This window comes from Streptomyces sp. 2A115 (genome assembly GCF_052245575.1).
GTDB lineage: Bacteria > Actinomycetota > Actinomycetes > Streptomycetales > Streptomycetaceae > Streptomyces.
On sequence record NZ_JBQQCG010000164.1, the window covers coordinates 1 to 9,101 of the forward strand.

A 9,101-nucleotide genomic window follows, 5' to 3' on the forward strand; every position below is an offset into this window, starting at 1 on the left:
CCAACCGGAACCCAACACGTGGAAACGCTGGGCAGACCAGCCGCTACAGGCTGCCCAATCCAACGGCCGTCCCCCGGACCTCAGCCAGAAGATCACCCTCAGACCACATCGGTGGATCGAGGCTTAGCCTGGCTGCCGGGTCCGTCACCACGGCAAACGCCACGGCAACCGAGACACCGTCCCGGCCCAACACCCTCCACAGCACGACCACCCGCACCACAGCATTGGCAACGGGAACCCAGGCGAATGCTGCAAAGCAGCAATCACAGTTCCCGTCCAGGATTGCGAAGGTCTGGGCGTCAGGCGGCAAGGTTCACGCTCAGTATCGATGGGGAGGGTCAACCAACCTTTCCGTCCTCGCACGTCTCGTGCGTGATGACTACTGGTCTGACGACACCGTCGACAGTGCCGGTGGGAACGGGACTAGCGTCCTGAACCTGTCCTGGACTTGCCGGGGAACCAAGGGCACCCAATACAGGATCGAAGCCTCATCCCAGTCTGGGGGTATCGTCACGCGTGACGTATCCAAGTGGGTGTACCTCCCGTGTAGCGACTAGGGATACCTTCGGCTCACGGACGCGGAGGCCAGGCGGGCCGGGCCGTCCTCGTGACGACGATGAGTGATGTTGGTCGGGCCCAGGCGGCGGCCGGGGTGATGGGTGTCCGTGTCCGTCGTGCCGGTTTGCGGGTGAATCGCCGGCACTGGTGAGTACCGCGCTGCTCACCAGTGCCGACGCCGCCAACTCCCCATTGGGGTGGCCCCTAGCGGTGCTCGCTCTCGGCGCCATGAGCTACGACGTCCGGACCTATACGTCACGCTCGAACGGGGGCTCGTTCCGGTGCCGGACTTCGACGACCGGTACGAGCTGACGCGGCGTTGCGCCGGAAGGGGTGGGAACGTCCAGCAGGCGTTCCAACAGCCGGTCCAGCGCGCTCTGGCCCAGGCTGCGGCCCTCCTCTCAAGCGCAGCTGGCCACGGCGACAGTCGGCCAGCCGGGCCCCGGAATCGGTACGTCCGCCGAACGAAATCGCAGGTTGAAAGATCCACGGTGACCGAGTGGCCAAGTATGGCTGCGACTGGCCATGTATCGCTGGAGGTCACAGCGGGCAGTCCGGCCCGCCTCTCGCGATTCGAATTCTAGTTCGATAACGTGGGGGGCGGAGGAGGTGGGTGTCATGACCGCAGGCGAACCGGTACGGAAGGTGTCGAGTGTGATGCATGTGCGCTGCCCCGACCGGCTGCCGGAGGACACCTTCCGGCAGGTCCTGGAACAGCTCGCGGAGCTCTCCCCGGTCGTCCAGGCCCTGCCGCCGTCCGCGGCCCTGGTGGAGCTGAAGGGCGCGCTGCGCTACCACGGCGTGGATGCCCGGCGACTGGGCGAGGTGCTGCGGGTGCGGCTCATCTCCCGGCTGGGTGTCGACGTGCGGGTCGGGATCGGGCCGACGGTCACGGTCGCGGCCACCGCATCGGCCCAGATCGGCGCCCCCGGCGGCGTCCTGGCCATCGCCCCTGACCAGGTCACCGGATGGCTGGGGGCGCTGCCCGTGGAAGCCCTCCACGGCATCGGCCCGCGCCAGGCCCGGGCGCTGCGCGAGTACGGCGTGCACTGCGTCGGGCTGCTGGCCGCGATCCCGCCGGCCACCGTGCAGCGCCTGCTGGGCGGCCGCGCCGGACGGACGGCTGCAGAGCGGGCCCGCGGCATCGACCCCCGCCCCGTCACCCCCCGCACCCTGCCCGCCTCCCTGGCCGTGCGCCACACCTTCGCCCGGCACACCCTGGACGGCGCCGCGGCCCGCGCGGCCCTGCTCGAGCTGGTCGCCACGCTCGGACGCCGGCTGCGCCAACGGGGCCAGGTGGCCCGCGCCCTGACGCTGATGCTGCGGTTCGCCGGCGGCACCGCCTGGGAGAAGACCCGCCGCCTGCCGGAGGCCTCCGCACACGACGACGACCTGCGCACGCTGGCGTACCGGCTGATCGACGCCGCCGGCCTCCAGCGCGGCCGCCTGACCGGACTCGTACTCAAGGGCGAGGACCTGGTCGACGCCGACCAGGTCGCCCAACAGATCAGCCTTGACCAGGCGCGCGAGAACCGCCTGGTCGCCGAAGCGGTCAGCGACCGCATCCGCGAGAAGTTCGGCCCCGGCGCGATCCGTCCTGCCGCCACCCTCCTGCACGTCTCCTGAACCATCCGATCCCTGCCGTGGAGGCGAGCTGGTGATCCTCAACCCGCCGGGGCTTGGACCAGGCGCGGCACACCAACTGCCGCACTGGCCCTACGTCCAGGCCGTCGACGACGCGCTCACCGCGCGCGGCATCCCGCCCGGCACCGTCCGCGCCGACCGCACCTACCCCCAGCGCGGCGACCGGATGTACATCAGGCTGGTCTGGTACATCAGCCGCACCGCCGGCGTGGGCGGCCTGCGGTTCCACTGGGAGGAAGAGACCGGCTGGGCCTACGCCTACCTCGGTGCGGTCCCGTCCATCGCGACCCCGCCCCGACCACTCGCGGCGCTGCATCGGGTCTTCGCGGCGCCGGACGACGTTGCCCAGGTGGCCGAGCGGCTGGTACGCAACTGGCGCACCCCCACCGGCGAGTACGGCGCGGAGTGGGAGCGGGCACCACACGTGCGGGCCACGATCGAGCTGTTCCGTGCCACCCTCAAAAAGCCCGGCACCCTATGGACGGGCGGTGAGTCGACCTAGACGCGGGTGCTGACGAAGCGCACGTTCGTGCCCCACTGTTCCATCGCCCGTGCCATGCACCACTGGCACAGGGACAGCCACCGCGGCCGTATCTCTGCGTCTTGCGCTGGCATGTGGCGCACAGTCCGACCTGGTCACCGGGGCAGGTCAGAGCCGAGGGATCCAGCTCTGCGATCGGGGGCACGGGAGTCGTCGTGGGTCCTGTTCCGGGTGACGAGCACCAGTCACCTCAGCCGCAGGATAGTCGCCCGGATGGCACTACTGTTCGAGCCGGGCGCGTGCTGGGTGGCAACGTCCCCTGCGCCCACTCCTGCGGCGGCTTCAGGGAACCGAGATGGCGAGCAGCCCCAGCATGTGGATCTTGGCATGCGGGTCAGGGAGGCTGCGGGCGATGCGCTCGGCTTCGGGGGGATCGCGTTCGATCAGCGCCTCGATGATGATCTGCAACGCCCGCGACTGCGACCTCGGATCGGTGATCGTGCGAGCGATTCGTTCAGCTTCGGCGGCGTCCTGCGGGGCCAGTACTTCCATGATGGCCTCAAATGCCATGGCTTGGGCGAAGCCGCCCGAGAACAGGCGAGCGACCCGTACGGAAGCTGTGGAGTCCCGCTTGGCCAGTGTCCTGATGATCCCGTCCTGCATAACAAGGGGGCCGAGGGCGCGAAGCTGATCGTGGTGCTTGGCTTCGGTAAGCAGCTCTGCGGTTCGGGACGGGTCCAGCTCCGCCCATCCCGCGGCCATCGCTTTGAGGAAGTAGAACTTATGATGCGCCGCTGTGGTTTCGGCGTTTCGGAAGAATATGTCTTTGGCGGCGACGGCCGCGCGCGTGCCGGCATCCAGGGCTACAGGAATGAGGCGTTCGGCTTCGTCCAGCAGGCTTATGGCCCGGGTTGGGTCGAGGCGGGCCAGCACCTGAGCGACGGCTGAGAGTTCCATGACGAGTTCGCCGGGTTCGCCGTGGGCGCGGATGGCGTGCTCGGCTTCGGCCAGCAGGGCGTTGGCATGGTCGGGGTTGTGTTCGACCAGGGCTTGGGCGATGGTGCGGAGTGTAGGGCCCAAGGTCTTCGGGTTGGTGATGGTGCGGGCGACACGTTCAGCCGCATCGGGATCCCGCCCGGCCAGTGTCCCGATGAACTCCTTTATACGAAGGAACCGTAGTTCCGGGTCATTGAAGGTGTAGGCGATGCGTTCGGCGGCTGCCGGAGCGCGCTCTGCCAGGTCCCCTACGACGGACGTCAGCATGGACACGCGGTCATCGGGGGAGGCCTCTGCGAGCATGGCGTGAACGAAGCGTTCCGCCTCGGCAGGGGCCTGCTCAGCTAGGACCCCCAGCGCCTCCTGCACCTTCAGGTACCTGGTGTAAAGATCGCTGGTCATGGTGGGGGCGCGAAGGCGTTCGGCCTCGGTCATGAGATCCATGGCCTGGCCAAGATCGTGTTTGATCAACGCTACGGCGTTGGCCTGCAGCTCCGCAGCCCGTTCTTGGGGGTCGGCGATCGTGCGGATGTAGCGCTCGACTTCTGCCAAAAGCTCCTGTGCCCTGCCGGGGCTGCGCTCAATCAGCGCCTCTGCAACGTTGCGGAGTGCTGCGGCCCACTGCCGGGGGAAGGTGATGGTGCGGGCGATGCGTTCGGCTGCGACAGGGTCTTGCCCGGCCGACGCCTCGACGATCTTCGCCAATGTCTCGGCCCGGGAAAGAGGGTCGGTGATGGTGCCGGCGATGCGTTCTGCGTCGGCCGAGTCGGTCCCGGCAATCACTTCGGCCAGCTGCGAAAGCCTGAATTCCCGGTTCTTGCGCTTCTTGATGGTGCGGGCCAGCTGTTCGGCCTCGGCGGGGTCGTGCGCGGCCAAGCCCGCGATGATCCAGCCAAAGGCATGCTCCGGCTTAGCGAGAGTGCGGGCGGTGCGTTCGGCCTCGGTGATCAGCTCCCGCCAGTGCTGATGGCGGTCGTTGAAGGCCCGGTTGCGGAACGCGAGACGGCCGGCAGTATTACGGACCCTGCTCTGCGGAAGCGGACGTTGCTTGGCCCGCAAGGATGCCTCGATCTCCCGGTAGAGGGTGTCGAGGTCGAGGTAAGGGCCCTTGCCCGCCAGCCCCCGCCGCAGAACCGTCAGCAACTCGGCGGTGAACGCGGTATGCCGCTCCCCGGGTACCGACACCGCAGTCTTGGTCTCCGAGGCGGCGGCGATCAGATAGGTGCCTTCGATCACCGCCTCGTCGGCAACGATCTCCGCCGAGTCGCCACCGGCCATCCGTCCCAGGGCCCGCCCGCTGTAGCAGCAGTCGAGGACGACTACCTGCCGCTCGGCGCGAGTTCCGGCCAGTTCTTCCCGAACCAGCCCGAACGGGACGGCAGTGTAGGAGGTGTTCGGCTGCTCCGAACCGGTCAGGGCCAGATGAAGCTCCGAGGCCAGTCGCGCCACCAGCCCGTGGCCCGCGTAGTACACCAGCAGTGTGTCGGTCGTTTCGGCGGCGGCACGGGCGATCGGGCCGATCATCTCCACGACGGTGGCCGGATTCGACACGACAATGCAGTTCTCGGCGGGCAGCCCCCACACGTCGGGCGAGCGGAGAAGCCCGGCGAGCGCATCGAGATTCGAAGCCACAGCGGGAAGGTCGTCCAGCGAGGAGTGGGTGTAGCGGCTGGTCCCGATGAGTACCGCACGCGACGCGGACGGGTCGGGAAGTGCGGTCACTCGTCCAACGCCCGCACAAGCCGGGCGACAGCCTCAGGATCGCTCTCATCGAGAGTGATCCTGACTCCGTCGCGTTCAACCGTCACAGGGGTCGGGCGCGGACGGGTTGCCCGCCAGGCCACGTAGGCGAGGCCGAAGTTCAGGATCTGGAAATTGGTGTCGATCACCAGCTTCACGACGTCCAGCGCGCCGCCCATTTCACCCTCGCCGGTCTCCGCGGCTTCCACCGAGATCACCGCATAGCGGCGGACGTCCGGCTCATTCCAAAGCCACTCCTGGAACGAACGCAGCTCGTCGCCCACGCCGTCCGCGCTGACCCGGATCACATTGGACACCAGCGCCCCCTCTCAGACAGTCGCAAAGTAGCGCCAAGTCAACGGTTTCGTCATCAGAACCCGCAAGGTCGGCGGGAGCGATGTAGGCCTTCCCGAGGCATCACCGCCTGATTGCTCGCTGAGCTACTCAAAGGCAGGCAGGATCAGAGACGCTACGTCGGCAGGCCCCATCGTTCAGAGGGGACACGCCGCGTGGAGGACTGCGGGATCTTGGAGGCCTTCCTGTCATGCTCCTGAAACGCTCGTGAGCTGACACAGCATCACGAACCGGACGCCTTGTGCCTACGTCCTGGGCCTCGCCACTCACAACCTCAGCAGCAGCCGACCGCCCTCGCCGCTTTCATGAAGACCTTGACCCCGTGTCGGCGTACACCTGAACGCGGCTATGGCAAGATTTTCGTAGGCGGAGATCTTGCCATAGCCAGAAAACCCCGTCCCCCGACACCCCGAACGCTGGTGTCCAAAGAGACGTTCGTGACGTACATCCGAACGGCAAGCAGATGATCGATCCAGCGGAATCCATGCCGTGACCAGTACGAAGAGGTTCAGGCACAGCTTCTTATGTCATTTCGGGCGCACCGGTTGCTGCAGGGTCCGGTGGCTGCGGCTCTCTGCCCCTCGATCGTGGCGGTGCTGGGGTCAGCGTTTGACGCGGTTACGGACGGCCAGGACCGCCAGGCCCAACAGGAGCGGTTCGGCCACGCCGGAGGTCATCTCGATGTAGGTGCCGGTGGTGGTCAGGTCCTTGGCTTCGTTCACTTCAAGCAGCAGCGTTTGTCCACCGGTTCGGGAGGCAGCTGGCGGTTGGCAGCGGCATGAATGTTCGCGAGAAATGACGTCACCAGGGGTCTGTCAGCCGCCGGTGATGGCCAGCAGGAGGCCGGAGGCGATCAGGCCCGCCTCGACTATGAGGACGAAGACATGGGCGGGCAGCCGGTCGACGATCTTCTTGCCCGCCCAGGCCCCGGCTGCGCTGGCCGGGGCGAGGGCCAGGCCGATGGCGGCGCTGGTGGCGGTCAGCACGGCAGCGACGCCGAAGACAACGAGTTTGGTCAGGTGCATCACCACCGCGGAGGCGGCTTCGGTGCCGATGTAGGCGCCGCGCAGCAGGCCGCGGGCGAGGAAGAACGGGGCAACCATCGGCCCGACCGAGCCGACCAGCGCGGAGCCGAACCCGGAGGCGGCCCCGACGGCGGCGAACGCGCGGTCATCCAGCTGGGCCGCGTGCGGCTTCCAGCGCCGCCAGGCAACCATGCACAGCAGGAACACGCCGATGACGCGGGTGAGGGCGGGCAGCGGCGCGGTGGCGAACAGCAGGGCCCCGGCCGCTGCGGCGGGGACGGCGCCGAGCGCGAAGATGCCGACCAGGCGCCGGTCGACCTCGCGCCGGTTGAACCACACCCGGCTGCCGTTGCTGGCCAGCTGGGCGACGGTCAGGACCGCGACCGCGTCCCGGGTGCCGAGGACTGCGACGAACACCGGCAGCAGGAGCACCCCGCCACCGAACCCCGCTACCGCCGACAGCGCCGCGGTGGCGAACGTCGCGGCCACCATCACGACCCCCAGCAGCACCGTCTCCATGACAGCGCATTCTTCCCGCCGACTTGGGGGTGGGCCGTAGCGGGGGTCGCAGCCTCCCTGTCCTGGCAAGCCCCGCACTGCCTTCAAATCTCGTGAACATCACCCGTCCGCGGATCCGGGCGCCTCCGAAAGCCGCGTACAACCGCCGTCACAACTCGTGAATAAAGCCAGGTCCTGGCCGGAGGAGCGGAACACCACCGAGTTGAGCGTGACGTTCAGGGCCTTCTCGAAGCGCTCGCCGGTGAACCTGTTCCCTGTGGGGTTCTGGGGATCAGCCTTGTCGATCTCGAAAGTGACCCTGCCGCCGCCGGGCGGCACGGTGCCGTACGAGAACGTCCCGCCCGAGGACGGCCGTCACTGCCCCGACTGCCGCGACGACCTCGCCCACCAACCACCGGGACTACTCAAAGCGCTCTTCAGCCGCCGCGACTGAGTAAGTCTGGCCCGCCGGCCCGACACTCAGCCCCCGCTCACGCAAGCCGCCTGACCGACGTGATCAGGCTGGTCAGCCGCAGCAGTCGCATCCAGGACGGCACCCGCAGGCGTCGGTTTCGGGTCCTTGGGGCGACACCGCTGCGGCGGCGGCCGGTGTCGCGCAACAGCCCTTGCCCTGCCAGGCGTCGCGGCCTTCCTTGACCGCGATGGCGGCGATGACCAGGGCGGCGATCGGGTCGGCCCAGGACCAGCCGAGCGTGGCGTTGAGCACCAGGCCGACCAGGAGGACGGCGGACAGGTAGGTGCACAGGAGCGTCTGCTTGGAGTCGGCGACCGCGCTGGCGGAGCCGAGTTCGCGGCCGGCCTTGCGCTGGGCAGCCGACAGGAACGGCATCACGGCCAGGGACAGCGCGGCGATGACGATGCCGGGGATGGAGCGTTCGGCCTCGCCGGTGCCGGCCAACGCCCGGGCGGCGTCGACGCTGACATACGCGGCGAGCGCGAAGAACGACACCGCGATGATCCGCAGCGTGCGCTTCTCCCGGGCGTCGCGCACCGCGTGGTCGCGGGCGGAGAACTGCCAGGCGACCGCCGCAGCCGAGGAGACCTCGATGACCGAGTCCAGGCCGAAGCCGATCAGCGCGGTGGAGGAGGCGAGCGTCCCCGCGGTGATCGCGACGACCGCCTCGATGACGTTGTACGTGATCGTCGCCGCGACCAGCAGACGTATCCGGCGGGCCAGTACATCCCGGCGGGCAGTGGACGGGCCTATGCCGATGGATATCTCCGCGGTCATCTCAGCAGCAGCCCTTCTCATCCGCGTCCACACAGGTCTTGTCCGCCTCGACCGCCACCACGGCGGTGCGCAGGTCGTCCAGCGCATGCCCGAGTCGTTCATCGGCGAGCTCATAGCGAGTGCGGCGGCCCACCGGCACGGCAACGACCAGGCCACAGTCGCGCAGACACGCCAGGTGGTTCGACAACCGGGTTCTGGAGATCTCCAGCGCGTCGGCGAGGTCGGCGGGATGAGCCGGAGCCTCGCGCAGGGCAAGGAGGATCCGGCAGCGGATCGGGTCGGCGAGGGCGCGGCCGAACCGCACCAGCACCTCGATGTCAGCAGCGAGAGTCAGCACACCAACGACGGTACATGGATTCCTGGATTCAGAAAACCTTGCACAATCGCAGTCCGAGCACGTCCCCTCCAGCCCGGTTCAGAAACACGTACTGAGCTTGGCGTTTAACGTGGGCGGGCTTGGTGTTCCTTGATCGACTCGGCGCGTTTGACGGTCTTGCCGACGTCGTGGTGCCTGGCTCGGTGCTTGTTCTTCGAGCCGGGAGGCCGTCCCGGG

Annotated in this window: 8 protein-coding genes and 1 pseudogene; 3 read left to right on the forward strand and 6 right to left on the reverse strand. The window is 68.2% G+C overall.

What is annotated here, in order from left to right; translation table 11 throughout:
* Positions 1–1,176: 1,176 nt before the first annotated feature.
* Together ACTWQR_RS54660 and ACTWQR_RS54665 are read left to right on the forward strand one after the other, a co-directional pair.
* On the forward strand, positions 1,177–2,184 hold the full coding sequence (locus ACTWQR_RS54660; protein ID WP_443234828.1) for a DNA polymerase Y family protein: 1,008 nt from the start codon (positions 1,177–1,179) through the stop codon (positions 2,182–2,184).
* A 31-nt stretch (positions 2,185–2,215) separates the two neighbouring features.
* Positions 2,216–2,704 carry a DUF6292 family protein gene (locus ACTWQR_RS54665; protein ID WP_443234829.1) on the forward strand — a complete coding sequence of 163 codons (489 nt, stop codon included), beginning with the start codon at positions 2,216–2,218 and terminating at the stop codon, positions 2,702–2,704.
* A 321-nt stretch (positions 2,705–3,025) separates the two neighbouring features.
* Here the strand turns inward: ACTWQR_RS54665 and ACTWQR_RS54670 are convergent, their stop codons facing one another.
* The 4 genes and pseudogenes from ACTWQR_RS54670 to ACTWQR_RS54685 all read right to left on the reverse strand — a co-directional run.
* Entirely contained in the window at positions 3,026–5,401 is a 2,376-nt protein-coding gene (locus tag ACTWQR_RS54670) for a caspase family protein (protein ID WP_443234830.1), read from the reverse strand.
* Complete coding sequence (locus tag ACTWQR_RS54675) at positions 5,398–5,736, reverse strand: effector-associated constant component EACC1 (RefSeq protein ID WP_443234831.1); 339 nt, start codon at positions 5,734–5,736, stop codon at positions 5,398–5,400. Before ACTWQR_RS54675 ends, ACTWQR_RS54670 begins: the two co-directional genes overlap by 4 nt.
* An 852-nt stretch (positions 5,737–6,588) precedes the next feature.
* Positions 6,589–7,317 (reverse strand): TSUP family transporter, encoded by a 729-nt coding sequence (locus tag ACTWQR_RS54680; protein WP_443234832.1) that lies wholly within the window; start codon positions 7,315–7,317, stop codon positions 6,589–6,591.
* A 99-nt stretch (positions 7,318–7,416) separates the two neighbouring features.
* A pseudogene (locus ACTWQR_RS54685) lies at positions 7,417–7,641 on the reverse strand (hypothetical protein); the annotation flags it as partial.
* Here ACTWQR_RS54685 and ACTWQR_RS54690 point away from each other — a divergent pair.
* Entirely contained in the window at positions 7,595–7,750 is a 156-nt protein-coding gene (locus ACTWQR_RS54690) for a hypothetical protein (RefSeq protein WP_443234833.1), read from the forward strand. The pseudogene ACTWQR_RS54685 and the gene ACTWQR_RS54690 overlap by 47 nt on opposite strands.
* A 72-nt stretch (positions 7,751–7,822) precedes the next feature.
* On the opposite strand, the gene ACTWQR_RS54695 is transcribed toward ACTWQR_RS54690, so the two are convergent.
* Complete coding sequence (locus ACTWQR_RS54695; RefSeq protein ID WP_443234834.1) at positions 7,823–8,548, reverse strand: cation transporter; 726 nt, start codon at positions 8,546–8,548, stop codon at positions 7,823–7,825.
* A 1-nt stretch (position 8,549) separates the two neighbouring features.
* A complete protein-coding gene (locus ACTWQR_RS54700) occupies positions 8,550–8,885 on the reverse strand; it encodes an ArsR/SmtB family transcription factor (protein WP_443234835.1) in 336 nt (111 codons plus the stop codon).
* Between the last annotated feature and the right edge of the window lie 216 nt (positions 8,886–9,101).

Bases quoted from the DNA above. Each gene is read 5' to 3' on its own strand.
- ACTWQR_RS54660 (WP_443234828.1), top strand. From the start codon at position 1,177: ATGACCGCAGGCGAACCGGTACGGAAGGTGTCGAGTGTGATGCATGTG.
- ACTWQR_RS54680 (WP_443234832.1), bottom strand. From the start codon at position 7,317: ATGGAGACGGTGCTGCTGGGGGTCGTGATGGTGGCCGCGACGTTCGCC.
- ACTWQR_RS54695 (WP_443234834.1), bottom strand. From the start codon at position 8,548: ATGACCGCGGAGATATCCATCGGCATAGGCCCGTCCACTGCCCGCCGG.